Raw genomic sequence first — 25,519 nt, 5'->3', positions numbered from 1 at the left:
CGGGGACCGGCCGGCGCAGGGCGTGATCTTCACCCGTGACGACCGCGCGGGCGAGGGCAAGCTCTCGTCCCGGCTGGGCCTCGGCCTGGTGACGGAGGTGGTGGAGGCGCCGGAGGGTGAGGGTGTCCCCGGGTACCTGAGGGAACCGGTGGGGCTCCCGATAGCGTGTTCTTCCAGGACGCTGCCTGGCGCTGGAGGGGATGCACGCCATGGAACTGACCGCAGAGATCGCGGCGATTCGGGACGGGCTGGGTGATTCCGGCCGTCTGGTGGGGGAGTTCCGGCGGGCTGTCCTGCTGGTTCCGCTGGCCGGTGGTGCTGAGGGTGGTCTGATGTCGGCGGTGTCCGGGGGCATCCGCTGGATCTACGCGTTCACCGATGAGGAGGCTTTGGCCCGGTTCGCGGAGGCGCGCGGGGAGTCCGGCCGGGAGTGGGAGTTCCTCTCGGTGCTGGGTGCCCGCCTGGTGGATGCGGTGGTTCCGTTGGCGGATGGTCCGGCGGGTGTGGTCGTGAACGTGGCGGACGAGGGCGGGTCGATGTTCTTCCCGCCGGTGGCGGGGATCGTTCCGGATGAGAATGCCGTGGACCTGGACCGTGGGGAGGTGGCCTGATGGCGGGCAACGGGGATCTTGAGGTTTCGCCGGCGGCGGTCAAGAACATCCAGGACGGCCTGCGGGCGGCGATCGGGGAGTTGCGGGAGTCGGGGGACGCGGCCGGGGCCTCGATGGGTGCGGGGTTCGAGAATCTGGCGATGACGGGGATGGAGGCCGGGCACGCGGGTCTGGCCACCGACTTCGAGGACTTCTGCGAGCGCTGGGAGTGGGGCGTTCGGAGTCTGGTGCAGAACGCGAGCACCCTCGCGCAGTCGTTGGGGATCGCGGCGGGGACGGTGTGGGAGGAGGAGCAGTACCTCCACGGCACGTTCCGGGTGGTCGCGAACGCCGCGTACGGCAATCCGCACGCCAGTGAGGACGAGATCGAGAAGAAGCCGTGGGGCGAGATCTTCTCCGCGGACGTCTACAAGCCCGATTACAGCGCGGAGTCCTTCGAGAAGAGCGCCGAGGACATCAAGCAGACCTGGTCGGACACCGGGGACACGGTGACGTCCACGGGCAGGATCGGTTCGTTGAAGGACTTGCTGGAGCAGGCGAAGCGTGACGGGGATGGTCACTGATGGGCTGGCGGGATTTCGTACCGGACGTCATCGAGGACGGCGTCGAGAAGGGTGCGGAGAAGGTCGGCGACGCGGTCGAGTGGGCCGGTGACAAGACGGCCGACTTCGCCGAGGACGTCGGCCTGGACGACGCGGGGGACTGGATCCGTGACAAGAGCCGCTCCGCCGCCAATCAACTCGGCGCAGATGTCGCGGAGTTGGAGCTGGGTCAGACGGAGGATCCGAACAAGCTGGTCTACGGCAGTGTGTCGAAGATACGCGCGCAGGTTTCCCATCTGAACGACTTCAAGGCGTCCTTCGACAAGGTCGGCAACGGGCTGAAGGGGATGGGGGAGCCGGACGGCCTGAAGGGCAAGGCGGCGGAGGCGTTCCGGGAGTCGGTGGCGAAGGAGCCGCCGCGCTGGTTCAAGGCGTCCGAGGCCTTCGGGAAGGCCGCCGACGCGATGGGCCGGTTCGCGGAGACCGTGGAGTGGGCTCAGGGCCAGGCCAAGGAGGCCCTGGAGGAGTACAACCGGGCGAAGAAGGTTTCCACCGAGGCCCGCGGCGCGCACAACAAGCTGGTCGACACCTACAACAACGCGTTGAAGGCGAAGCAGGATCCGCTCCCGCCCCGCCCTTCGGAGAATTTCACCGATCCGGGGACCGCGATCGCGACGGCCGCGCAGGACAAGCTGGATACGGCCCGCAAGCAGCGCAATGACGTCGCCGAGTCCGTCCGCACGGCGGTCCGCGCCGCACGCGACGCGGCTCCGCCGAAGCCCTCGTACGCCAAGCAGCTCGGCGACGGCATGGATTACCTCGACCTCGCCAAGACGCACCTGACCGGCGGCGTCATCAAGGGCACGGCCGGCATCGTGAACTTCGCGCGTGCGCTGAACCCGATGGATCCGTACAACCTGACGCATCCGGCCGAGTACGTCACGAACCTGAACTCGACGGCGGCGGGTCTGGTCACCATGGCCAACGATCCGCTGGGCGCGGGCAAGAAGATGCTCGACGAGTTCATGAAGGACCCCTCCGAGGGCATCGGCAAGCTGATCCCGGAACTCGTCGGTTCCAAGGGCCTGGGCGGCCTGAAGAAGGTCGGCTCCGCCGCCAAGCACGCCGACGACCTCAAGGGCCCCGGCCGCACCGGCCTGGACAAGGACGGACCGAACCAGCGGGACAAGCCGGACTGCGACAAGCAGTGCGACGGGACCGACCCGGTCGACCTCGCCACCGGCCGGATGTTCTTGCCGCAGACGGACATCGTGCTGCCCGGCACCCTGCCTCTGGTCTTCACCCGCCGTGCGGAGTCCGGTTACAGGGGTGGCCGTTGGTTCGGTCCGTCGTGGTCCTCCACCGTCGACGAACACTTGGAGATCGACTCCGAGGGCATCGTCCTGGTCACCGCGGACGGGCTGGTCGTCGCGTACCCGCACCCGGCTCCCGGGGTCCCGGTGTTCGCCACCAGCGGCCCGCGATGGCCGCTGGACCGGACCCCGGAGGGCGATTACACCGTCACCGACCCGGCCCTGGGCCGCACCCGGCACTTCACCGCTCCCGCCGACGGAGAGGGCGACGCGTACGGACACGCGGTGATCGACTTCGTCGAGGACCGCAACGGCAACACGATCACCTTCGAGTACGACGCCGAGGGCACCCCGCTGGGCATCGCCCACAGCGGTGGCCACCACCTGCGCTTCGGGACCGCCGACGGCCGGATCACCGCGCTCCACCTGACCGGCGGCCCGCGCGTCGTGGCGTACGGCTACACAGACGGTCACCTCACCGAGGTCGTCAACTCATGCGGGCTGCCCCTGCGGTTCGGTTACGACGAGCACGCCCGCATCACCTCGTGGACCGACACGAACGAGCGCCGCTACGAGTACGCCTACGACGAGCGGGACCGCTGCGTCGCGGAAGGGGGCGCCGCCGGCCACATGGTCCTCACCCTCGCGTACTCCGAAGAGGACCCCGGGACCGGGCTGCGCGTGACCACGGCCACCACGGGCTCGGGCCACACCCGCCGCTACGTGGTCGACCAGGCCTACCGTGTGGTCGCCCGAACCGACGAGCTGGGCGCCACCCTGCGGTACGAGTACGACCGCCAGGGCCGGCTGGTGGCGGAAACGGACGCGCTCGGTCTGACCACGCGGCGCACCTACGACGCACGCGGCCTGCTCACGGAACTCGTCCGGCCGGACGGGCGCCGGGGCCGGATGGAGTACGACGACGCCGGCCTGCCGGTGAAGGTGGTCGCCGAAGACGGCCGGGTCTTCCGGCAGACCTACGACGATCGGGGCAACCGCACCTCGGTCACCTCGCCCACCGGAGTCAACAGGACGGCCGAGTACGGCGAGCGCGGGCAATTGATCTCGCTGACCGATGCACTCGGCGCGGTCACCCGTGTCGAGTGCGACAGCTCCGGCCTGGCGTCCCGTGTGACGGACCCTCTGGGCGCCGTCAGCCGCTTCGAGCGGGACGTCTTCGGCCGGGTCGTTCGATTTACCGACCCGCTGGGAGCCGTCACCCGCATGGAGTGGACGGTGGAGGGCAAGCCCGCCCGCCGGACCGCCCCCGACGGCAGCGAGCAGTCGTGGACGTACGACGGTGAGGGCAACTGCCTCAGCCGTACGGACGGGATGGGCGGCAGGACCGTCTTCGAGTACACCGACTTCGACCTGCTCGCGGCGCGGACCGGGCCCGACGGCCTGCGGTACGCGTTCGGCTACGACGGCGAACTGCGGCTGACCCAGGTGACAGGTCCGCAGGGGATGTCCTGGGACTACGCCTACGATCAGGCCGGCCGGCTCCGTTCGGAATCGGACTTCGACGGCCGCACGGTCGAGTACGGCCACGACGCGGCGGGACTCCTCGTCTCACGGGCCGACGGCGGGGCCGAGCCGGTCACTTTCGCGTACAACGCACTGGGCCAGATCGTCCTCAAACGGAGTGCGGACGGTGTCACGGAGTACGAGTACGACGTCTTCGACGAACTCGCCGCCGCGACGACACCGGACGGAACGCGGCTGACCCGGCTGAGGGACCGCCACGGCCGTCTCCTGTCCGAGACCGTCGACGGCCGCACCCTCACGTACGGCTACGACGAGCTGGACCGGCGCGCGGCGCGGACCACCCCGGGGGGAGCGGAGAGCCGCTGGTCCTTCGACGCGGCCGGCCGGCGCAGCACGCTCGTCACGTCGGGCCGCACCGTCGCCTTCGACCGGGACGCGGCGGGCCGCGAGGTCTCCCGCACGGTCGGATCCGCGGCCACCGTCCTCCACCAGTTCGACGAGCTGGGCCGGATCACCGGCCAGCAGGTGGCGGGGCGGGACGGCGCCCTGCTCCAGCGGCGGGGGTACACCTACCGCGCCGACGGCCGACTGGCGGGGATCGAGGACGCCCTGGGGGGCGCCAGGACCTTCGAACGGGACGCGGGGGGCCGGATCACGGCCGTCCGGGCGGAGGAGTGGACGGAGCGGTACGCCTACGACGAGGCGGGCAACCAGAGCGCCGCCTCCTGGCCCGACGGCCACCCGGGCGCCGAGGCCCGCGGGGAGCGCGCGTACGAAGGCACCCGTATCGTCCGAGCGGGCGCGGTGCGCTACGAGCACGATGCCCGGGGCCGTGTGGTCCTGCGCCAGAAGGCGCGGCTCTCCCGCAAGCCGGACACCTGGCGCTACACGTGGGACGCGGACGGGAGGCTCACCGGGGTGGTCACTCCGGACGGGACCCGCTGGCGCTACCGCCATGACGCGCTGGGCCGACGGACCTCGAAGCAGCGCTTGGCCGACGACGGTCGGGTCGCCGAGGAAACGCTCTTCACGTGGGACGAGAGCATCCTGTGCGAGCAGACCACGGTCTTGGCGGCCGCGGCCTCCGGTGACCCGGAGGGGGAGGGCCGGTCGATGGTCGTCTCCTGGGACCACAACGGGCTGCACCCGCTGGCCCAGACGGAGCGGATCGTTGCCGGGGCCACCCAGGAGACGGTGGACGAGCGGTTCTTCGCGATCGTCACGGACCTGATCGGCACTCCGAAGGAACTGGTCGGCGAGGACGGGGAGATCGCCTGGCGCGTCCGGGCCACGCTGTGGGGCGCCACCGCTTGGAACCGCGACGCGACCGCGTACACGCCACTCCGCTTTCCGGGCCAGTACTACGACCCCGAGACCGGCCTTCACCACAACTACTTCCGCACCTACGACCCCGAAACCGCCCGCTACCTCAGCCCGGACCCGCTGGGCCTGGGTCCGGCGCCGAACCCGGCCACGTATGTCAACGACCCGCTGACCTGGACCGATTACCTCGGTCTGGCCCCGGAATGCAAGATCGGGGAGGCGGACCCGGCGAGTCAGGGGGGCAACCTCCCCATGCTGGCGGACAAGATCGCCGCACACGGCGACGTCAAGAATCGGGGCATTCCCGGGGTCGACGACCTGGACGTGCCGGAGTACCTGGAAGACATGATGACCAACAACCCGGGGGTGAAGATGCGCAGTACGCCTTCGGGTACGCCGCGGTGGGCCTGGTGGGACGATTCGACCGGCACGATGCTCATCCGCGAAGGGGAGAACGGCACCTTCATGCAACCGGACCGCGGCTACGACTACTACTTGGAACAGATCAATGAATGAGGCACGGATGACCGGGACCCCCGAGACGGACGCCTTGTGGGCGCGGTTGTCGCCCGCCGCGGAGGCGGCGGTGGCCGTCGTCGACGCGGAGAGGCTGGAGCTGGAACGGGCCCGCCTCTCGCCGGAGCGGCGGGAGGCGGTCACCGAGCCGGTGTATTGCGTACGTCGGCGGTTCGAGGCGTGGGAGCGCCTGGGGCGGATCCTGGAAGTGGGCCCCCGCCCGGAGGAGTTCTACCCGTTCAGCGCCTACGAGAACGACCTCGACGGCCGGGACGCGCTGGCAGAGGTGATGGACGGCTTTCCTCCGGCGGTGCGGGCGGAGCTGGCGGGGCTGCTGGACGCACTGGACGCCCGGTTCGGGGCCGCCACCGATCAGGACGTGACGGGAGCGCTCGACCCGTGGTTGCGCACCGCGCGCGGCCGGGCGCCGCAGGCCCACGTCTGGTGGTGGCGCGTGCCGAAGTCCGCTCCGTGGTGAGCATGGCGGCTGACGCCCACCGACTCCTCATCATCTCGGTCGAGGGCGCAGAAGCCTCGCGGGCCGTGTGCGTGGTACGGAGCCTGTACGGCTCCGCACGCGTCGGGACGCTCTACCAGCTGCCTTCCCCGGCGGACGGAACCGTGGAACTGACGGAGATCGAGTGGTACGGGCATCCCCGGGAGGTGCTGGACGAAACGCACCACGGGAAGGTCTGCCTCGTCGGGTCCGGTGCGGGTGCGCTGCGGGCCGAGGAAGCCCTGGCGGTGCAGGAACGGAGGTGACCGGACGAACGGGCCGGCCGCGCCGGTGGTGTCGACGTGCTGCCGGGTTTCAAACAGGGGACATGGGAAGTGCCCGGGATCCCGAAGGCGCCCACGGCCCCAAGGGTGCCCGTACGAAACCCAGTTCGTCAGCGCGGAGCGGAGCGCTTCGCACGTCCGGGTGGTCCTTGCCCGCGCGGGCGCTTTCTGGCCCTTCCGGCCCGGGCGGGCGGCAAGAGTTGGGTCATGATCATGGATCCCGATGCCAACTCCCAAACCCCTGAACCTTCCGGAGCCTCCGGCGAGCCCGCACCGGCGCCCGCCCGCCGGCCCTCCCGCCGTACCGTCATCGCAGGCGCGGCCGCCGTCGCGGCGGCCGGCGGGTTGACGGTGGCCGTCACGTCCGCCGAGACCTCGCAGGCCGTCCCCGGCACCGCGGTCGCCGACTGGGACACCTGCCTGACGATCGCCCGGGCCATCCTCGTACGGGACGACGAGGACCAGCCGCTCGTACCGCGCTACGCCGACATCCTGCTGAAGAACGGCCTGCCCCGCTCGCGCCGCCCCGGCAAGAAGGTGCTGATCGTCGGCGCCGGTCCGGCCGGCCTCACCGCCGCGCACCTCCTGCGCGAGGCGGGCCACAAGGTCACCGTCATCGAGGCCAACGGCAACCGGGTGGGCGGCCGGATCAAGACCTTCCGCACCGGCGGCCACGAGAAGGCCGCCCAGCCCTTCGCCGACCCCAAGCAGTACGCCGAGGCCGGCGCGATGCGCATCCCCGACAGCCACCCGCTGGTCACCGGACTGATGGACGACCTCGGCCTCAAGCGCAGGCGCTTCCACCTGGTCGACGTCGACGCCGCCGGCCGTCCCGCCTACCGGACGTGGATCCACGTCAACGGCATCCGGGTCCGCCGCGCCGACTACGCGCGCGCCCCGCAGGCGCTCAATCGTTCCTTCGGCGTCCCGCAGGCGTACGAGTCCGTGCCCGCCTCGCAGATCGTCCGCTCCGCCTTCGCCCCCGTACGGGGGGAGATCGAGGGCAAGAAGGACAGGGAACTCGTCGAGGGCTGGGCGCGCGTCATCCAGCGCTACGGACACATGTCGATGTACCGCTTCCTGACGGAGGAGGCGGGGCTCGACGAGCGGACCATCGACCTGATCGGCACCGTCGAGAACCTCACCTCCCGACTGCACCTCGCCTTCGTGCACAGCTTCATCGGCGCCTCGCTGATCAGCCCCGACACCGCCTTCTACGAACTGCCCGACGGCACCGCCACCCTGGCCGACGCGATGTACGCGCGCGTCAAGGACCTCGTACGCCTCGACCGCCGGGCGACCCGCATCGTCCACGGCGACGGCAAGGTCACGGTCGAGACCGTCTCCGAGGGCCGCGGCGGCAGCCCCGTGCGGCGCGAGACCTTCACCGCGGACACGGCCATCATCACCGTCCCCTTCTCGGGGCTGCGCCACATCCCCGTCACCCCGGCCCTCTCGTACGGCAAGCGGCGCGCGGTCACCGAACTGCACTACGACGCCGCCACCAAGGTGCTGCTCGAATTCAGCCGCCGCTGGTGGGAGTTCGACGAGGCCGACTGGAAGCGCGAGCTGGAGGCCGTACAGCCCGGCCTCTACCGCAAGTACCAGACCGGGCAGAGCCCGGCGAACGGAAGCCTGCTGGGCGCCCACGACTCCGTACCCGAGGGCCACATCTCCGCGGGCCAGCGCTCCCACTACGCCGCCAGCCGCGTGGTCACCCGCGATCAGCCCGAGGCTGCCCGCGTCGTCGGCGGCGGCTCGGTGACCGACAACCCCAACCGCTTCATGTTCCAGCCCTCCTACCCCGTCGAGGGCAGCGCCGGCGGTGTCGTCCTCGCCTCCTACAGCTGGTCGGACGACGCCCTCAAGTGGGACTCCCTGGACGACGAGGAGCGCTACCCGCGCGCCCTCGCCGGGGTCCAGGAGGTGTTCGGGCAGCGCGTCGAGGTGTTCTACACCGGCGTCGGCCGCACCCAGTCCTGGATGCGCGACCCGTACGCGTACGGCGAGGCGTCCGTACTGCTGCCCGGCCAGCACACCGAACTCTTCCCCCATGTCCGCAAGGCCGAGGGCAACCTGCACTTCGCCGGATGCCACACCTCCATCAAGCCCGCGTGGATCGAGGGAGCCCTGGAATCCGCGGTGCGGACCGCCCTGGAAGTGCACACGGCGTAGCTGCGGCCGTCAGCTCTCGGCGAGCACGATCAGCCAGTCCTCCTCGCAGAAGCGGACGCGCCCGCGCTTGTCGGGGTTGATCCGCACCCCGTAGTCGGGGCCCGTGGTGCTCCGCGCCCTCAACCGGTAGCCCACCGCGCACTCCCCGCGCCGCCGCGCCGCCTCGACGGCGGTGGCGAACGAGACCTCATGACCGGCCCGGACGTAGTCCGTGGCCGGCTTGAGGTGGAACTCGTGGCCCTCCGCGTCGAACAGCTCCTCGAAGACCGCGGCGAGGTACGGGCTCTCGGAGATCTGGGTCATCAGCAGGCTGATCAGCCTGCCGCTCACGATGAAGTCGGCGCCGTCCTGTGCCGGTGCGAGGAGCCGGTTGCCGTCGTCGGACATCTCGGTGGTGAGCGCGATGTCGCGCCGCGCGGTCTCCATGATGGCCCGCAGGTGCAACAGCGTGACCAGCGTCCTGTCGTCCGCCCGCGCCTGCGGATCCGTCACCGGAGCGAGGGAGGCCAAGGGCGCGTCCACGTCCTCGGGCTCCGTCTCACCGATCACGATCACACCGTCGTACGAGGTCACGTCCAGCTTGGCCAGGGTGAGCGGATCGGTGATGTCCCCTTCGTGGAAGGAGACTTCGAGGCGGGACCGCGCGGCCGTGACGCCCAGGGCGCCGCCGTCCGTGGCCGCGTGCACGCCGAGCGCCACGACGTCCAGGGTGGTTCCCGGGCCCACGTACTGGTCGAGCTGCTCGATGACGAGCGGGGCGCGGCGGTTCCAGCCGAGCAGGAGGAGGCGCTCGGTCCGGGCGGCCCGGGGTGCGGCCGTCACGATCGCGCCGTCCTCGACACTGTCGGCCACGTCCGCCCGTACGGCCGTGTCGTCGTCCCGGGAGATGACGATGATCCGGTCGGCCGGGCCGATCGTCGCCCCCGGGTCGGGATTGAGGGTGACGCCCCCGTCGCCGTGCAGCAGGCCGACCGCCGAAGAGGTGTCGAAGGACAGCAGCGCCTCGCCGAACGTGCGCCCCACGAGGTCCCCGGGGGCCACCGGGTAGAACTCGTCACCGTCGAAGTCCAGCAACTCCGAGTAGACCAGCGAGAGACCGGGCTGCCGGGCCGTCGAGACGAGGAGCCGGGCGACGATGTCGTCCACGCACAGGACGTGTCCCGAGGGCCCGGCGGCCAGCTCGGCGGTCAGGTGGTTGCGGGAGTCACGGACGGCGGCGACCACCACCGCCCCTCCCTCCGTCTCTCCCTGCGCCCCGGCCTCCGCCGAACCGTGGACGGCCGCGGCGAGGGCCAGCAGCGTCTTCACCACGTGGGCGTCACCGGTGTCCCCGGTGGGGGGCAGCACCAGCACCGCCCGCGCCGTGCGCGGACTCACCCGGCGCAGCTCCGCCGGGTCCGTGGTGCTCCCGTTGCGGCAGATGATCCGCGTCCTGCCGCTGTCGCCGACGCGGGCGGAGATCTCCTCCTCCATCCACACCTTGTCCTGCGGGGCGAGCACGGCGATGGCGGAGCGACGCTGGTTCGCGTTGGCGGCCACCAGCTCACCGATCACCGGGAACACCTGGTCCGACCAGCCCAGTACGACGGTGTGCCGGGTCTCCAGCACGGTGGAGTGACCTCGGCGCAGCAGCATGATGCGCCGGTTGATGCCCGTGGTGATCAGACTGACCAGGGTCGACACGAAGAGCAGCGCCACGAGCGCGAGCGACACGGAGGCCAGCACGTACAGCGGGGAGCCGACCGCACCCCCGATCTTCAGGGTCTGTCCGACGCTGACCCACACGGCGGTGAGCCGGCCGGAGAGCGTGGCCGGGGCGGCCCGGTCGGACCAGACGAGGACGGCGCTGGCCGGAACGACGACGGCGAGGCAGGCCAGGGCGAGCCAGCCGATGAGCGCGGTCGTTCCGCCTGAGAGCAGATGGTCGAAGCGGTACCGGAGACGGAGCCGGAGTGACGTCGTGTGCTGCTGCGCCACGCAAGCTCCTGTACATGGGTCGACGCGCCGGATCGGAGCGGCCGCAGACCGCCAGGAGTCACCCTAGGCAGAAGTTCGCTCCCACCCCCGTGATCCCCACCGACCTCACTCAGAGGTATGAACGCCCCGTTCACGCGGTTCGGCCTGCCGGGCCTCGCGCCGGATCCGGACGGCGAGGAGACCAACGCACGGATCAAGTAGGATCATTGCCTCTTTCGACAGCTCCATCAGGCGAGACGGGCAACCAGAACCGGAGTGACAGTGACGACAGGCGCATCACCCTGCATCGTCTGCGGGAGCCTGACGGTGCACGTGAAGGGCCACCACGAGATCTGCCCCGTCTGCGGCTGGCAGGACGACGGTGGGGACTACCGGGATCCTGACGAGTACGTGGGTGGCCCCAACCGCGTCACGCTCCGGGAGGCCCGGCAGAACTACGAGGAGTTCGGGGCGAGCGAGCGCCGGCGCACCGGCCGCGTACGGCCGCCCCTGCCCGAGGAGGTCGCTCCCGAGGTGGCGGCGGGTCCCGTGCCGGAACCGAGCTGGCTCGAGTTCGTCGACAACCCCGAGATCGTCCGGGCGGTCTACGGGGAGCAGGCGGCGCCCGGACTCGACGGCGTCACGGTGCGCGAAGTCCGCTGGCTCGAAGAGGGGCCGTCGGTCCTCATCCGGTTCGACCTGGCGGAGTACCCGGACGCCCCGCCCCGGGAATGGCTCGAAGGCCGCTTCGACACGGCCCAGGTGGAACTCCGCCTCCTGGACGCGGCCGTCGCACTCGATGCCGGCCGGGGCAGCACGTCCGACGGCAGCATCACCGTGGGCAAGGGTGACGAAGCGGCAGCCCTCCACGTCAGGCTGGACGCGAAGTCGATCCGCGCCAGGGTGCACGCCCAGCGGGCCGTCGTCCAAGGGCTGACCGGGTACCTGCGGAGCGAGGCCCGCGAGGAGTAGCCCCGGTCCGCACCGGCGCACGGGCACCGGACCCTCCCGGGCCCGGTGCCCGTGCGTCGTTCAGGCGGCGGAGCGGTTCCTGGTGGCCGAGTCCGTGCACAGCGCCCAGATGATGAAGACCCCGATGGCGATCGAGATGAGGGCCCAGAGCGGCGTGTAGGGCAGCCACAGGAAGTTGAGGATGATGTCCAGCGCGACGATCACCACGCCCGTGACCTTTGCCCAGGCCGCGCCCTTGAGGATGCCGGCACCGACGACCACGAGCACGATGCCCAGGAGCAGGTGGATCCAGCCCCACGCCGTGGTGTCGAACTTGAAGGTGTAGTCGCCCACCTTCGCGTAGACGTCGTCGTTCGCGATGCCGACGATTCCCTTCAGGATGCCGAGCACGCCTTCCACGAGCATCAGCACACCGGCGAACACGGTGCCGCTCGCCGCCCACGGGTTCTCGTCGGCGGTGTAACTGCTGTTGGGGGCCCTGCTGGGGGGCGTTGCCTGTGCCACGAGAGGCTCCTTCATCGGGCGGGACGCCGAGGGTCCTGCGTTGCGCCCAGCGTCCGCGCCGGGGGCGTTCGGGGACATCCGAGCGCCGCCGTTCGGGTGAATTCGCGCGGCCGGTGCGGCCCGGGTCAGCCGTGGGCGGCGTGCAGCTCGTCGGTGAAGTGGTGGTGGCTGTGCCGCCACCCCGCCCCGGCCCGCCGTGCCCCGTGGAGGTGCGGATGCCCGGGAGTCAGCCCGGTGTGCTCGTGCTCGTGTACGTGGCCCCGGCCCGCCTCCGCCGCGGCGGCGCCGGGCTGCCCCGCCCCGGCCGGCCACAGCCGGGCGGCGAGGGCCGCGGCGGCCAGCGCGATCGCGCCGAGGGCCGCCGTCGCCCATCCGAGCCCGGCCTTCGCGCCGACCCAGCCCGCGAGCGGATAGGTCAGCAGCCAGGCGGCGTGCGACAGGGAGAAGTGGGCGGCGAACACCGAGGTGCGGTCCCCTTCCGGCGCGGCCCGCCGGAGCACCCGGCCGGCGGGCGTGAGCACCATCGAGCAGGCCGCCCCGAACGCCGCCCACGTGACCAGCAGCGCGGGCCAGCGCCAACCGCCGCCGTGCGCCGAGGTGATGAGGCCGAGGGCGCCGAACGCCACGGGGAGCAGCAGGGCGCCGGCCAGCATCACCCGCCGGTCGGGGCGGTTCTCCAGGATCCGCGGCAGCGCCAGGGCCACGGCCATGGACCCGGCCCCGTACGCGCCCAGTGCGAGGGCGACCGACTCGGCGGACAGCCCCAGGAAGTCCCGTACGTACACGACGGAGTTGACCGTGACCACGGCTCCGGCGGCCGCGACCGCGAGGTTCATCGCCAGCAGGGACCGCAGCTGCGGGGCGCGCAGGAACAGCCGCGTCCCGGCGGTGGCCTTGGCGTACGCGCCCGGCCCGGACGCGGCGCCGGCCCGCGCCCGCCGGGGCAGCACGGCGGACACCACGAGCGCGGACGAGGCGAGGAAGCCGGCCGCCGTACCGAGGAACAGCCGGTCGTAGCCGACCACCGACAGCAGCGCGGCCGCGAGCGCGGGGCTGGCGAGGCTCTCCAGGTCGTAGGCGAGCCGGGACAGGGACAGGGCCCGCGTGTAGGCGCGCTCCTCCGGCAGGACGTCGGGGATCAGGGCCTGGAAGGTCGGAGTGAAGGCGGCCGAGGCGGTCTGCAGCAGGAAGATCAGGACGTAGACCTGCCACACCTGGCTCACGAACGGCAGGAAGAGCGCGACCCCCGCCCGGACCAGGTCGGAGCCGACCAGGAGGGCCCGGCGCGGCAGCCGGTCGGCCACCGCGGCGATCGCCGGGGCGATGGTCACGTACGCCACCATCTTGATCGCGAGCGCCGTGCCGAGCACGGAGCCGGCGTCGGCGCCCGCGAGGTCGTACGCGAGCAGGCCGAGGGCCACGGTGGCCAGGCCGGTGCCGGTCAGGGCGATGACCTGGGCACCGAACAGGCGGCGGTAGGTGCGGTCGCGCAGCACGCTCTGCATGCGGTTCCCTCCGGGCCGGTGATGGGCGAGGACGATGCCTCCAATATATCCACACATGCGCACCTGCGCACATGTTTGATGGATCGCGGCTCCGCCCTCACCCTGCGCCTCCCCGGAGCGACCTACCCTGTGGGGTATGCCAGCTCGCGAACCCCAGCCACCTGCACCCGATGCGCACCTACGGGATCCCGACAGGGCGCGTCTCGCCGAGGCGACCGAGGTCTTCGCGATGCTCTCGGACATCACCCGGCTGCACCTCCTGTGGCTGCTCGCCCAGGGGGAGTCGGACGTCGGCTCGCTCGCCGACCGCTGCGCCGCGTCGAGGACCGCGGTGAGCCAGCACCTGGCGAAGCTGCGGCTGGCGGGCCTCGTCGACACCCGCCGCGAGGGCCGGCGCATCCACTACAGCCTGCGCGACGGGCACCTGCGCCGCCTCGTCCTGGAAGCCCTCAGCCACGCCGACCACCGGGTCAGCGGAACGGCCCCGCACAACTGACCCCCCGCGGCGGCGCGCCCGGCGCCCCGGGCGGTCCCCGCACGTTCTACTGGCACGGACAGCCGTGCCTCCGCGTGCGGAGGACTCCGGAAGGACGGCCGATGGACTACCGGCAGGCGGACACCTCCACCCTCGTCACGATCGGCCACCTCTCGGTGGCCTTCGTCCTCACCTACCTCCTCGGCTTCGAACGCACCCTGAGGGTGGCCGCCGCCGGCAACCGGACCTTCTCCATGATCGGCGTCGGCGCCGCCCTCGTGGCCGTCCTCGCCCTGGACGGCGCGCCCAACGCCCTCGCCGGAGTCATCACCGGCGTCGGGTTCATCGGAGGCGGCCTGGTCTTCCGCCAGAGCCGCACCGAGGGCGACCTCGTCCACGGGGTGACCACCGCCGGAGCGATCTTCGCCGCGGCCGCGATCGGCGCGGCCGCCGGCCAGGGCCGCCTCGCGCTCGCCGCCGCGGCGACGGCCTTCGTGATCCTGGCGCTGGAGACCCGCCACATCCCCGGCCTGAGCGTCTTCGACGGCCGCCGGCGGGCCCACCGCTTCCGCAGCGACGCCGACGTCCTGCGACTGCACGGGGAGCGCAGCCCCAGCGCCGAGGACTGACGACGGCGCCCGGCTCGGGTGCGGGGCTCAGGAGCGGGGCTCAACTGCGGGAGGAGTCGCGGACCGTGCAGGTGGCGCTGTCCGCCGGGCACCAGTGGGTGCGGCCGCCGACCAGGTGCAGTTCGAGCGCGGCGTCCCGCATCCCGTTCCGGTCGAGTGCTTCGCGCAGGGCGGTGGGGGCGGGCTGGGGCGGCAGTCCCAGGACGCCCACCACGACGACTCCGCTGCGGGCCTCGACCGAGGCGATCTGCCAGTTGCCCGTGGCGGCCCACCGCTCGGCCACCGGCCGTGCGTCCGCCGCGAGCGCGCGGTCGCGGGCGACGGAGACGGTGCCCGCGGTGAGCGGTACGGCGACCAGCAGCACGATGGCCGAGACCGCGGCCAGGGTCCGGCCGCGGAACGCGCCCACCGCGATGCCCGCCTCGCCCGCGCCGGCCCGGACCCCGTAGGCGAGGAACACCACCGTCCCGGTGGCGACGATGGCCGCGACGTTCGTGGCGAACAGGAGCGCGGACTGGCTCGCGTCGTGGAAGCGGTGCGTGGTGATCAGGAGCCCGGTGACGGCCAGGGGCGGCACCAGGGAGATCGCGATGGCCACCCCCGGGAGGGTGTCGGAGATGTCGGAACGCACCAGGGCGAAGGCCCCGACCGTTCCGGTGGCCAGGGCGGCTACCAGGTCGATCAGCCGGGGGCTGATCCGCGAGGAGACCTGGCTGTTCGAGGCGAAGGCGTCGGGCGGCGAGACGAGCCAGCCCATGAGCATGCCGATGGCCACCACCGTCAGGGCCCCGCCGAGCACCAGGAGCGCGCAGCGCACCACCTGATGCCGGTCGGCGAGGACCAGCGCGAGCGCGCTGCCCAGGATCGGGGTCATCAGCGGGGCGACGATCATCGCTCCGATCACGGTCGCCGTCGAGTCCCCGACGACGCCCGCGGACGCGATGACCGCCGCGAGCACGAGCAGGACCCAGAAGCGGGTGGAACTGGGACTGCGCCAGGCGCGCTCGATGAACAGGGCCGTGACCATCCGGTCCGCGGCGGTGGCGTCGACTCGTGGCATGACGGCCTGCCCTCATAGGTGATGAAATGTCATCATATGTTTAGTTCTGCCCCGTTCGCGGTGAAGGCGGGTGTCGCGGCCGCCCGCGCGTTCCCTGATTTCGCCGATGCGCCCACGTGTATTGGATAGCCGCACTATCCTCATGGCGTGGATCAGCTGATCGTCGAAGACCCGACCCGTATCGGCCCCTACCGCCTGATCGCCCGGCTGGGCGCCGGCGGCATGGGCCTGGTCTACCTCGGCCGCTCCGAGGGCGGGCGCACCGTCGCCGTGAAGGTGGTGCAGGCCGAGTACGCCGGGAACCCCGAGTTCCGCAGGCGCTTCGCCCGGGAGGTGGCCGCCGCGCGGCGGGTGGGCGGGAGTTGGACCGCGGCCGTCCTCGACGCCGACCCCGAGGCCGCCGTGCCCTGGGTGGCGACCCAGTACATCCCGGGGCCCGACCTGCACGCCGTGGTCGCCAAGGACTTCGGGCCGCTGCCCGAGCACTCCGTGCACACCCTCGCCAACCGGCTCGCCCTCGCCCTGCAGGCCGTGCACGAGGCGGGCCTGATCCACCGCGACCTCAAGCCCTCCAACGTCCTGGTCACCGTAGACGGCCCGCGCGTCATCGACTTCGGCATCGCCCGGGCGATGGACAGCCTCGCCGGGGACAGCCTGCTCACCCACACCGGCATGCTGATCGGCTCGGCCGGGTTCATGTCGCCGGAACAGGTCCGCGGCCTCGAACTCACCCCCGCCAGCGACGTCTTCTGCCTCGGCGCCGTCCTCGTCTACGCCGCCACCGGACGGCTCCTCTTCGGCGCCGCGGACACCGGCCTGAACGCCCACCTCTTCCGGGTCGCCGAGGAGGAGGCGGACCTGACCGGAGTGCCGGACGGGCTCGTCGAGCTCGTAGGCGCGTGCCTGCACAAGGACCCGGCCCGGCGGCCCACCCCAGGGCAGGTGGCCGAGCGCACGTCCGCCGACCAGGCCGGGGAATGGCTACCGGGCGCGGTCCTGGCCCAACTCGGCCGCCACGCCGCCCAATTGCTGGACTACGCCCCCACGCGGCCCGACGAAGCCCCGGCCGCGCGTCCGGACCCCCGGGTCCCCTCCCCGCGCCCCCAGCTCCCTCCGCCGCCCGCCTACGCCCCGACGGCCCCGGCCGACGCCACGCCCGCCGGAGGCTTCGGCCCGCCCATGGGCCCGCCCCCGGGCGCCTGGTCCGAGACCCCCTCCACGCCTCCGGGCCAGGACCCGGCCGGCGCCCCGCGCCCCGCCGGGCGCCGGCGCGGCCTGGTGGTGGCCTCGCTGACGCAGCTGACGGTGGTGCTCGCCGCGACGGTCTTCACCCTCGCCATGCCGTCGGTCCAGGCGGACCTCGGGGTCGAATCCGCCGGTCTGAGCCCGATGTTCACCGCCTACGTGGTCGCCTTCGGCGCGCTGCTGCTGCTCGGCGGGCACCTCGCGGACCTGATGGGGCGCCGCCGGTCGCTGGTCGTCGGCCTGCTCGGGTTCGCGGCGGCCTCCGCGCTCGGCGGTTCGGCCGGCGATTCCGGCACGCTGTTCTGGGCCCGTGTCCTGCAAGGCGCCTCCGCCGCCCTGCTGACACCGGCCGGGCTTTCGCTGGTCGCCACCGGCTCCGCCGACACCCGGCAACGGGGCCGGGCGTTCGGGGTCTACGCCGCGTTCACCTGCGGCGGTTCGGCGGTCGCGCTGCTCGTGGGCGTACCGCTCCTCGAAACCCTGAGCTGGCGCTGGTGCCTGTACGCCCCCGCGGCGATCGCCGTCCTCCTGCTCCTGGCCACGCTCACCCTGCCGCGGGACGAGCCCGCCGCCTCCGGCGCCCGCCCGGACGTGCCCGGCGTGCTGCTCGGCTCCGGCGGGCTCGCCGCCTTCACCTACGGCCTCTCCCGGATCGAGTCCGACGGAACGATCGACGTGCTCGCACTGATCCTGCTCGCCGCCGGAGCCGGCCTGCTCGCGGGCTTCCTGTGGCGCCAGACCAGCACCTCCGCCCCGCTCCTCGCCCCGTACGTCTTCAAGGACCGGAACCGGGCCGGAGCCCTCCTCGCCCTGCTCCTGGTGGGCACCGCCTCCCTGGCGCTGGTCGCCTCGCTGGCCTTCTACCTCCAGCAGATCTACGGCTACCACGCGGGCGAGTCCCTGAGGTACCTCCTGCCCCTGCTCGTCGGGACGGTGCTCGGCTCCACCCAGGTCTCCGCCCGCCTCCTGCACCGCGTCGCGCCCCAGGTCCTGATCGCGGCGGGGCTGGTGCTCGCGGCCGCCGGGGTACTCATCCTGGCCACTGCCGAGGACGGGTACCTGTCCACGGGCCTGTCCCTGCCCAGCATGTCGCTCATCGGCCTCGGCCTCGGCGTGGCCCTCGTGCCGCTCTTCGCCACGGTGACCGCCGGCGTGGCACCCCGGCACGCCGGCGGGGCCTCGGCCGCCATCGCCACGGCCCAGCAGCTGGGCGACGCGATCGGGGGCGTGCTGCTCGCCGTCCTCGTGCTCTTCTCCGCCGGGTCCGCGACGCAGGAGACGCAGTTCCCGATGCTGGTGCAGGGCTACGGCATGCTCCTGTGGTGCGGGTTCGGCGCCCTGCTGCTGGCGGCCCTCGCCGGGGGCCTGATGGTCAGGGCCGGGGCGCCCCGGGCCTCCAGCGGGCAGCTCCGGTAGCCGCGGGCGCTCAGCCCTGGCCGCGGCCCCGTACGAGCGTGAACACCGCGCCCTCCGGGTCCGTGACCACGGCCAGCCGGCCGCTCAGGCCCTCGCGCGGCGGCTGGACGATCCGGCCGCCGAGCCGCAGGACCCGGGCGGCGGCCGCGTCGGTGTCCTCCACCTCGAAGTACGTCATCCAGTGCGGCCCCCGGTCGTGGGGCAGGGAGCGGCCGACCCCGTGCACGGCGGCCACCGGCCGGCCCTGCAAGGACAGGGTGAGGTAGTCGAAGTCCTCGCCGGCGTCGGGGTGCGCAAGGGCCTCGTGGCCGAAGACGTGCTCGTAGAACTTGCCGACCGTCGAGGTGTCCTGGGTGACCAGCTCGTGCCACACCGGGGTGCCCGGCCCCCCGGCCAGCCGGGTGCCGAGGTCGGACGCCGCCTGCCAGAGCCCGAAGATCGCGCCCAGCGGGTCCGAGCAGATCGCCACCCGTCCCGCGATCCCGGCATCGAGCGGGCCCACCGCGACCGTGCCGCCGCAGGAGCGGACGGATTCGGCCGTGGCGTCGGCGTCGTCCGTGGCCAGGTACGTGGTCCAGGCCACCGGGAGCTGCCGGTCCGGCGGCATCTCGCCGATTCCGGCCACCTCCCGCCCGTCGAGCAGGGCCCGGACGTACGGGCCGAGCTGCTCGGGGCCGGGCTCGTACTCCCAGCCGAACAGGTCGGCGTAGAAATCCTCGGTGGTCCCGAGGCCGTGCACCATCAGGCTCGCCCAGCACGGCGTGCCGGGCGTGCGCCGCGTTGCTTCCGATGCCTCGGTCATGTCAGCCGTCTCCTCCGTCGTCACGTTCGTGACCCTTCCCGGAGCTGATGCTTCCACTCCGGGAGGCCCGGCGCGCCCCGACCGGCCGGGTTTCGCGGGAGCCGGGAGAGATGTCCGAATCAGTGCGGCCCGGCCCGGCCCGTCGATGTACAGCTTGTTCCGCGGAGTGTCTGGCGGGGGAGCAAAATGGCCCGCATGACTGCGAACCCGCCCCGCTCCCCGCTCGTCTCCGCCGCCGATCTGAAGGAGGAGCTGGCCGGCCCGCTGCCGCCGGTGCTCCTGGACGTCCGCTGGCAGCTCGGAGGCCCGAACCTGAGGCCCGAGTACGAGGCCGGACACCTCCCGAACGCGGTCTACGTCGACCTCGACGCGGAACTGGCAGGTCCGGCGGGCTCCGGCGGCCGGCACCCGCTGCCGGATCCCGAGGAGTTCGGGGCGGTGATGCGGCGGGCCGGCGTCTCGGGGGACGCGCCGGTGGTCGTGTACGACGGCGGCCAGGGCTGGGCGGCGGCCCGCGCGTGGTGGCTGTTGCGCTGGACGGGTCACCCGCGCGTACGGGTCCTGGACGGGGGACTGGCCGCGTGGAAGGCCGGTGACGGCCCGCTGTCGGCCGAGGTCACCCCCGTGAGCGAGGGTGATTTCAAGCCAAATCCGGGTGCCATCGGACTGCTGGACGCGGACGGTGCGGCGGCGCTGGCCCGGACGGGTGTGCTGCTGGACGCACGGGCGGGCGAACGGTACCGGGGCGAGGTCGAACCGATCGATCCGGTCGGGGGCCACATCCCGGGGGCGCTGTCGGCGCCGACCACGGAGAACGCGGGACCCGACGGCCTGCTCCTGGACCGGGATGCCCTGCGGGCCCGCTTCGAGGCCCTCGGCGTGCACGCCGACACCAGCACCCCGGTCGGGGTCTACTGCGGCTCGGGCGTCTCGGGGGCCCACGAGGTCCTCGCGCTGGCGGCGGCGGGCATCCCGGCCGCGCTGTACGCGGGCAGCTGGTCGGAATGGTCCGCGGACCCGGCGCGCGAGGTGGCGGTCGGCGAGCTGCCGGGCTAGGGCGCCTCTATTCGGATCCTGCCCGGCCCCCGTATCGGGGGCCGGGCAGGATCCGGGCTGCTCCGCGCTACTCCTGCTTCTTGCGCCGGGTGCCGAAGACGATCTCGTCCCAGCTCGGCACCGCCGCGCGGCGGCCCGGACGGACCCCGTCGGCCTCCGCCTGCCGGTCGGTCGTGCCCGTCAGCCGGTCCCGGTGTCCCGCCACGGTGCGCGGCATCAGGACGTCCGCGTACGCGGAACCCGCACCGGCCGACGCCGAGGCGGCGGGCGGCTCCTCCACCTCCGGCTCCGTCACCGGCTCCGGAACCACCATGTCGCCGCGGAAGCTCGGTACCGCCTCCAGCAGGGCGGTCAGCGTGTCCCGCTCGTCCTCGGCCTCCGGCGGGGGAGGCGGCGGGGTCGGGCGTTCCATCTGACGGTCGAGCGCCCGGTCCAGCGGACGGTCCCGGGGCAGGCGCGCGATCCTCGGCACGAACGGGAAGCTCGGCTCCGGGGTCGCCGGCAGGTCGTCCGACTCGCCGATCAGCGAGCGGGCCTCGTCGTCCACGGCCACGACCAGCCGGCGCGGCGGGTCGTACGTCCAGCTCGCCGAGTGCGGTTCGCCCGCGACCCGGTAGACCAGCAGGACCTCCCAGGTGCCGTCGTCGCGGCGCCAGGAGTCCCACTGGACGGATTCCTTCTCGGCCCCGCGCAGCGAGAGCCTCTCCTGCACGGCCTCGCCGAGCTGGGGTCCGGTGTTCTCGCCGGGCCGGCGCACGGGGGTCTTGCGGGCCCGCTCGGCCATGAACGCGCGCTCGGCGAGCACGGGGCCCTCGAAGCGGCGTACCCGGTCGACGGGGATGCCGGCCATCTGGGCGACCTCCTCCGCGGAGGCACCGGCTCGTATGCGGGCCTGGATGTCGCGGGGGCGGAGGTGGCTCTCCACCTCGATCTCGATCTGGTTCAGGCGCGCACGGTCGTTGCGCACGGCAGCCCGGAGACGCTCGTCGATCGGAAGCGTGTACTCCGTGCTGTCCGCAGCCTTGAGCACCAGTCGTGTGCCGTCATTTGAGACGGCCACGACACGCAGTTCGGGCATGGGGACCTCCCGGGTGGTGCCTGCCGACGTCACGTGCGTCGCTGCTTCCGCTAGTCGAGTGTGGCCTGCCCGGGTGCAGCCTGCCACTACCTTGCCGAGTTAAACCGGCGTGTCGGGCATGCGCCCTTGATCGCTGTTATGGCACGGTTACCTGTTGGGCACGCACAGTGACCGAACGATTACTGTGCGCAGCAGGATCCCGTGCAAAACCGCGGCATCGCCGGTCTCGAGTGCCGTTTTTCCATCAGCCGGCCCCCTCTCCCGGGTCCGGACATCCGAAAGGAAGGACGGCCCCAGGGCTCGCCACAGTACTCCATTCGGGCCACCTGGGTGGACCGCCGCGCCGCCGAACTTGTCTCGGACGGCGGGAGTTGGGCTGCCCTGGATCGGGTCCACATCCGGCCGGACCTGGGTGTGCGCCCGTTTTCGGGTGTCCTGCTTCACAGAATCTCCGGAAACGGAACTATCCGTTTCGCTGATGTGTCAGTAACTGGAGAAGGCGTTGGAGCGCGAAGGGCAGGACACGCAGGGGATGGCGATGGGTCAGAAGACGGTGCTGGACGTCGAACCGGAGCAGGAGAAGGAGAAGAAGAAGCTCGATCTGAGCGCGGCTCAGGTCGCGGGTTCTTCCCTCGCGACGGTCGCGGCGGCCCTGCTCGCCTCGCAGATGGGCGTCTACGGGACCATCCTCGGCGCGGGCGTGGTGAGCGTGGTGGCCACCGCGGGCGGGCCCGTCATCCAGCACTTCTTCCGCCGCACCGGCGACCAGCTGCGCGAGACGGCCCGGCCGAAGGCCCGTCAGGTCCCGGTGGCCGGGCCCGGGTCCGGGTCCGGTCCCGTACGGAGGGCGCCGGACGGCACGATGCTGCTGGGCACCGTCCCGGCCGGGCCGTCGCCCGACGGGGAGTCCGGTGGGAAGCCCGACGGGGAGTTCGGCGAGGCGACGGTCCACGGCAGCCGGAGGCGGGGCTGGAAGCGGACGGCCGTGGCCTCCGGTGCGGCCTTCGTCATAGCCCTCGGCGGCCTCGGGACCTACGAGGCCGTGGCCGGCACCTCGGTGAGCGCCGGCGGAGGCACGATCCTCACCGGCGGAGTCGGCAAGGCCCGCGACCACGAGCCGGCCCCGCAGGAGGACCCGTCCGGCACCGGCACCGGCGAGAAGGGCGGGAAGACCCCGGACACCGGGAACTCCCCGAACCCCTCGCACTCGAAGGGCGACCCGAGCCCGGAGCCCGATCCGGACCCCTCGCCGACGCCGACTCCCACGCCGACCCCGACCCCGCCGAAGCCCACTCCGACGCCGACCCCCACGCCCACCCCGACCCCCACGCCGAGCACCGGCAAGCCGACCCCGAGCAGCGGCACGGGCGCCGGCACGGGAACGGGCTCGGGCTCGGGCTCGGACCAGGAGTCGCAGACCCCCTGATCCGGGCCCGGTCCCCCGCTCAGTCGCCCAGGACGCGCCGCAGGTAGTCGTTGCCGAAGACCCGGTCCGGGTCCAGCCGGTCCCGGAGCGCGGTGAACTCCCCGAAGCGCGGGTACACCCCGGCGAAGTACTCCGCGTCCCGCGTGTGCACCTTGCCCCAGTGCGGCCGCCCGCCGTACTCGGTGAAGATTCGCTCGGCGGCCGTGAAGTAGGCCTGGTACGGGGTGCCCTTGTACATGTGCACCGCGATGTACGCGCTCTCGCGGTCCGAGGCCGTCGACAGGGTGATGTCGTCGGCCGGAGCCGTCCGCACCTCCACCGGGAAGCTGATCCGCAGGCCGGAGCGGTCCACCACGGCCTTCAGCTCCCGCAGCGCCTCGACGACGCGCTCGCGCGGAAGGGCGTACTCCATCTCCACGAACCGCACCCGGCGCGGGCTGGTGAACACCTTGTACGGGATGTCCGTGTAGGTGCGCGCCGACAGGGCGCGGCTCGCGATCCGGGCGATGGAGGGGATGGCCGCCGGGACGGCGCGGCCGAAGGAGTTGACGGCCTGGAAGAGGCCGTTGGACAGCAGCTCGTCCTCCACCCAGGCGGAGACCGCTCCGGGAGGGGCGGCCGGGCCCTGGCTGCGGTTGTTGCGCTTGGTGTTGCAGTTGCCGGTGTGCGGGAACCAGTAGAACTCGAAGTGCTCGTTCTCCGCGTGGTGCTGGTCGAACTCCGCCGTCACCCGGTCGAAGGTCATCGGCTCCTCACGGGCGGTCAGGAAGAAGAGCGGCTCCACGGCGAAGGTGAGCGAGGTGACCACGCCGAGCGCACCGATGCCGAGGCGGGCCGCCGCGAAGACGGCGCGTTCCTCGTCGTCTCCCTTCTCTGAGCAGGTGAGCAGCTCCCCGTTCGCCGTGACCAGCTCCAGGCCGCGGATCTGGGCGGCGATGGAGGCCGAGTCGCGGCCGGTGCCGTGGGTGCCGGTGCTGGTGGCGCCCGAGACCGTCTGCTCCATGATGTCGCCCATGTTGGTGAGCGACAGGCCCTCCTGGGCGAGGGCCAGGTTGAGGTCCTTGAGGACCGTGCCCGCCGCCACGGTGACGGTGCCGGCGGTCCGGTCGATCGCCTGGATGCCGGCCAGCGCCTGCGGGCGGATCAGTACGCCGTCGGTCGCGGCGGCCGCGGTGAAGGAGTGGCCGGTGCCGACCGCCTTCACCTTCAGCCCGTCCCCGGCGGCCCGGCGGACCGCCTCCCGGAGTTCCCCGACCGATGCCGGGGTGACCACGCGCGCGGGCGTGGCGCTGACGTTGCCCGCCCAGTTATGCCACGCGGCGGTCCGTGTCCCGCTGCTGCCTGCTGTCCCCGTCGTCGCCATCGTTGGAAGGCTCCTCCCCTTGCGCCGACCTCGTCAGCCGGCGGTAACCCGCGAACGCAACCGCCGCCGCGGCGGCCCCCGCCGAGATGGAGACGACGTACCCGGTCTTCGCGCCGCCGGCGTCGATGACCCAGCCGGCCACGGAGGAGCCGAGCGCTACCCCGACCGCGAGGCCGGTGCTGATCCAGGTCATGCCCTCGGTCAGCTTCGCGCGTGGTACGTGCGCCTCGATCAGGGCCATCGTGGTGATCATCGTGGGAGCGATGGCGAGGCCCGAGACGAAGAGCGCCACGGCCAGAAACGGAAGGTTCCCGGCCAGTAGGAGGGGGATCATACTCACGGCCATCGCACATATGCCCAGCACCCACCTGCGTTCCGGCTTGCCCTTGAGGTGCAGCAGGCCGAAGACGATGCCCGCGAGGCAGGAGCCGACCGCCCAGATGGCGAGGATGAAGCTCGCCCATGCCTTGTGGCCCTGCTCGTCGGCGAAGGCCAGCGTGACCACGTCGATGGAGCCGAAGATGGCGCCGGTGGCCACGAAGGTGGCCATCAGCACCTGGAGTCCGGGGGAGCGCAGCGCCGAGGTCCGGTCGGCATCCTCGCCGCGCGGGTGCGGGGCCGGCTCGGTGGCGCGCTGCGCGGTCAGCCACCACACGCCCACCAGCAGGCAGACCCCGGCGACCAGCGGACCCGCCTCGGGGAACCAGGTGGTGGACAGCCCGATGGCCAGGATCGGCCCGAAGATGAAGCAGACCTCGTCCAGCACGGACTCCAGGGAGTACGCCGTGTGCAGTTCGCGCGGCGAGTCCCGGTAGATGGCCGTCCACCGCGCGCGGATCATCGAGCCCACGCTGGGGACGCAGCCGGCGAGCGCGGCGAAGACGAAGAGCGTCCAGTCGGGGGTGTTGTTGGCCGCGCACAGCAGCAGCCCGGAGATGGCCAGGAGCGCGAGCAGGGTCGCCGGCCGCAGGACGCGGCGCTGGCCGTACTGGTCGACCAGGCGGGAGACCTGCGGGCCGAGCGCGGCGGCCGAGAGGGCGAGGGTCGCGGTGAGGGCGCCGGCCAGCGAGTAGCGGCCGGTGAGCTCGGAGATCATCGTCAGGATGCCGATGCCGACCATGGAGAGCGGCAGCCGGCCGATGAGGCCGGCCGCGCTGAAGCCCCGGCTCCCGGGGGCGGCGAAGATCGCGCGGTAGGGACTGGGCAAGGTGCCCTCCGTAAGGGACGTCATTGGCCCATACAGGTTACGGCCGGGTACGGGCCGTCCGCCTGATGAAGCCGCGGGGG

General features: G+C 72.4%; 20 protein-coding genes and 1 pseudogene. 13 read left to right on the top strand and 8 right to left on the bottom strand.

Going from position 1 to position 25,519, the window contains the following annotated elements:
* Nucleotides 1-7 precede the first annotated feature (7 nt).
* The 7 genes and pseudogenes from ACODT5_RS13375 to ACODT5_RS13345 all read left to right on the top strand — a co-directional run.
* A pseudogene (locus ACODT5_RS13375) lies at nt 8-139 on the top strand (thymidine kinase); the annotation flags it as partial.
* 70 nt (nt 140-209) lie between these two features.
* Nucleotides 210-611: a hypothetical protein gene (locus ACODT5_RS13370; protein WP_422519390.1), complete on the top strand. Its 402-nt coding sequence runs from the start codon at nt 210-212 to the stop codon at nt 609-611.
* Nucleotides 611-1,174: a hypothetical protein gene (locus tag ACODT5_RS13365; protein WP_422519389.1), complete on the top strand. Its 564-nt coding sequence runs from the start codon at nt 611-613 to the stop codon at nt 1,172-1,174. The genes ACODT5_RS13370 and ACODT5_RS13365 overlap by 1 nt, the downstream gene beginning before the upstream one ends.
* A complete protein-coding gene (locus tag ACODT5_RS13360; RefSeq protein ID WP_422519388.1) occupies nt 1,174-5,790 on the top strand; it encodes a putative T7SS-secreted protein in 4,617 nt (1,538 codons plus the stop codon). The genes ACODT5_RS13365 and ACODT5_RS13360 overlap by 1 nt, the downstream gene beginning before the upstream one ends.
* 7 nt (nt 5,791-5,797) lie before the next feature.
* Nucleotides 5,798-6,268, top strand: coding sequence for a hypothetical protein (locus ACODT5_RS13355; RefSeq protein ID WP_422519387.1), 471 nt, complete (start codon nt 5,798-5,800; stop codon nt 6,266-6,268).
* 2 nt (nt 6,269-6,270) lie between these two features.
* Nucleotides 6,271-6,552 carry a hypothetical protein gene (locus tag ACODT5_RS13350; protein WP_422519386.1) on the top strand — a complete coding sequence of 94 codons (282 nt, stop codon included), beginning with the start codon at nt 6,271-6,273 and terminating at the stop codon, nt 6,550-6,552.
* A 225-nt stretch (nt 6,553-6,777) separates the two neighbouring features.
* Nucleotides 6,778-8,745, top strand: coding sequence for a flavin monoamine oxidase family protein (locus tag ACODT5_RS13345; RefSeq protein WP_422519385.1), 1,968 nt, complete (start codon nt 6,778-6,780; stop codon nt 8,743-8,745).
* A 9-nt stretch (nt 8,746-8,754) separates the two neighbouring features.
* Here ACODT5_RS13345 and ACODT5_RS13340 read toward each other — a convergent pair whose 3' ends face one another.
* Nucleotides 8,755-10,722 carry a CASTOR/POLLUX-related putative ion channel gene (locus ACODT5_RS13340; protein ID WP_422519384.1) on the bottom strand — a complete coding sequence of 656 codons (1,968 nt, stop codon included), beginning with the start codon at nt 10,720-10,722 and terminating at the stop codon, nt 8,755-8,757.
* A 255-nt stretch (nt 10,723-10,977) separates the two neighbouring features.
* Here ACODT5_RS13340 and ACODT5_RS13335 point away from each other — a divergent pair, with 255 nt between their 5' ends.
* On the top strand, nt 10,978-11,673 hold the full coding sequence (locus ACODT5_RS13335; RefSeq protein ID WP_422519383.1) for a CPCC family cysteine-rich protein: 696 nt from the start codon (nt 10,978-10,980) through the stop codon (nt 11,671-11,673).
* A 60-nt stretch (nt 11,674-11,733) separates the two neighbouring features.
* Here ACODT5_RS13335 and ACODT5_RS13330 read toward each other — a convergent pair whose 3' ends face one another.
* Together ACODT5_RS13330 and ACODT5_RS13325 are read right to left on the bottom strand one after the other, a co-directional pair.
* The gene (locus ACODT5_RS13330; RefSeq protein WP_422519382.1) at nt 11,734-12,177 is read right to left on the bottom strand and encodes a DUF7144 family membrane protein; all 444 of its coding nucleotides are present in this window, start codon (nt 12,175-12,177) and stop codon (nt 11,734-11,736) included.
* 125 nt (nt 12,178-12,302) lie between these two features.
* Entirely contained in the window at nt 12,303-13,682 is a 1,380-nt protein-coding gene (locus ACODT5_RS13325; RefSeq protein ID WP_422519381.1) for an MFS transporter, read from the bottom strand.
* Nucleotides 13,683-13,818: 136 nt separating this feature from the next.
* On the opposite strand from ACODT5_RS13325, the gene ACODT5_RS13320 reads away from it, so the two are divergent.
* Both ACODT5_RS13320 and ACODT5_RS13315 read left to right on the top strand, forming a co-directional pair.
* Complete coding sequence (locus ACODT5_RS13320; RefSeq protein WP_422519380.1) at nt 13,819-14,178, top strand: ArsR/SmtB family transcription factor; 360 nt, start codon at nt 13,819-13,821, stop codon at nt 14,176-14,178.
* A 101-nt stretch (nt 14,179-14,279) separates the two neighbouring features.
* Nucleotides 14,280-14,786, top strand: coding sequence for an MgtC/SapB family protein (locus ACODT5_RS13315; RefSeq protein ID WP_422519379.1), 507 nt, complete (start codon nt 14,280-14,282; stop codon nt 14,784-14,786).
* A gap of 40 nt (nt 14,787-14,826) precedes the next feature.
* Here ACODT5_RS13315 and ACODT5_RS13310 read toward each other — a convergent pair whose 3' ends face one another.
* A complete protein-coding gene (locus ACODT5_RS13310) occupies nt 14,827-15,846 on the bottom strand; it encodes a TIGR00341 family protein (protein ID WP_422519378.1) in 1,020 nt (339 codons plus the stop codon).
* Nucleotides 15,847-15,993: 147 nt separating this feature from the next.
* Here ACODT5_RS13310 and ACODT5_RS13305 point away from each other — a divergent pair, with 147 nt between their 5' ends.
* Entirely contained in the window at nt 15,994-18,507 is a 2,514-nt protein-coding gene (locus ACODT5_RS13305; protein ID WP_422519377.1) for a bifunctional serine/threonine protein kinase/MFS transporter, read from the top strand.
* Nucleotides 18,508-18,517: 10 nt separating this feature from the next.
* Here ACODT5_RS13305 and ACODT5_RS13300 read toward each other — a convergent pair whose 3' ends face one another.
* The gene (locus tag ACODT5_RS13300; protein ID WP_422519376.1) at nt 18,518-19,309 is read right to left on the bottom strand and encodes a VOC family protein; all 792 of its coding nucleotides are present in this window, start codon (nt 19,307-19,309) and stop codon (nt 18,518-18,520) included.
* A 195-nt stretch (nt 19,310-19,504) separates the two neighbouring features.
* On the opposite strand from ACODT5_RS13300, the gene ACODT5_RS13295 reads away from it, so the two are divergent.
* Nucleotides 19,505-20,365, top strand: coding sequence for a sulfurtransferase (locus tag ACODT5_RS13295; protein ID WP_422519375.1), 861 nt, complete (start codon nt 19,505-19,507; stop codon nt 20,363-20,365).
* Between the two features lie 67 nt (nt 20,366-20,432).
* Here the strand turns inward: ACODT5_RS13295 and sepH are convergent, their stop codons facing one another.
* Nucleotides 20,433-21,443: a septation protein SepH gene (sepH, locus tag ACODT5_RS13290; protein WP_422519374.1), complete on the bottom strand. Its 1,011-nt coding sequence runs from the start codon at nt 21,441-21,443 to the stop codon at nt 20,433-20,435.
* Nucleotides 21,444-21,981: 538 nt separating this feature from the next.
* Between sepH and ACODT5_RS13285 the strand changes: the two genes are divergently transcribed.
* Nucleotides 21,982-22,869: a hypothetical protein gene (locus ACODT5_RS13285; protein WP_422519373.1), complete on the top strand. Its 888-nt coding sequence runs from the start codon at nt 21,982-21,984 to the stop codon at nt 22,867-22,869.
* A 19-nt stretch (nt 22,870-22,888) separates the two neighbouring features.
* Here ACODT5_RS13285 and ACODT5_RS13280 read toward each other — a convergent pair whose 3' ends face one another.
* Both ACODT5_RS13280 and ACODT5_RS13275 read right to left on the bottom strand, forming a co-directional pair.
* Nucleotides 22,889-24,232: a D-arabinono-1,4-lactone oxidase gene (locus tag ACODT5_RS13280; RefSeq protein ID WP_422519372.1), complete on the bottom strand. Its 1,344-nt coding sequence runs from the start codon at nt 24,230-24,232 to the stop codon at nt 22,889-22,891.
* Nucleotides 24,177-25,439, bottom strand: coding sequence for an MFS transporter (locus tag ACODT5_RS13275; RefSeq protein ID WP_422519371.1), 1,263 nt, complete (start codon nt 25,437-25,439; stop codon nt 24,177-24,179). The genes ACODT5_RS13280 and ACODT5_RS13275 overlap by 56 nt, the downstream gene beginning before the upstream one ends.
* Nucleotides 25,440-25,519: the final 80 nt, after the last annotated feature.

The sequence above is a fragment of the Streptomyces tatrensis genome (assembly GCF_049310065.1).
GTDB lineage: Bacteria > Actinomycetota > Actinomycetes > Streptomycetales > Streptomycetaceae > Streptomyces.
This window is presented reverse-complemented; position numbering and strand designations above follow the sequence as displayed.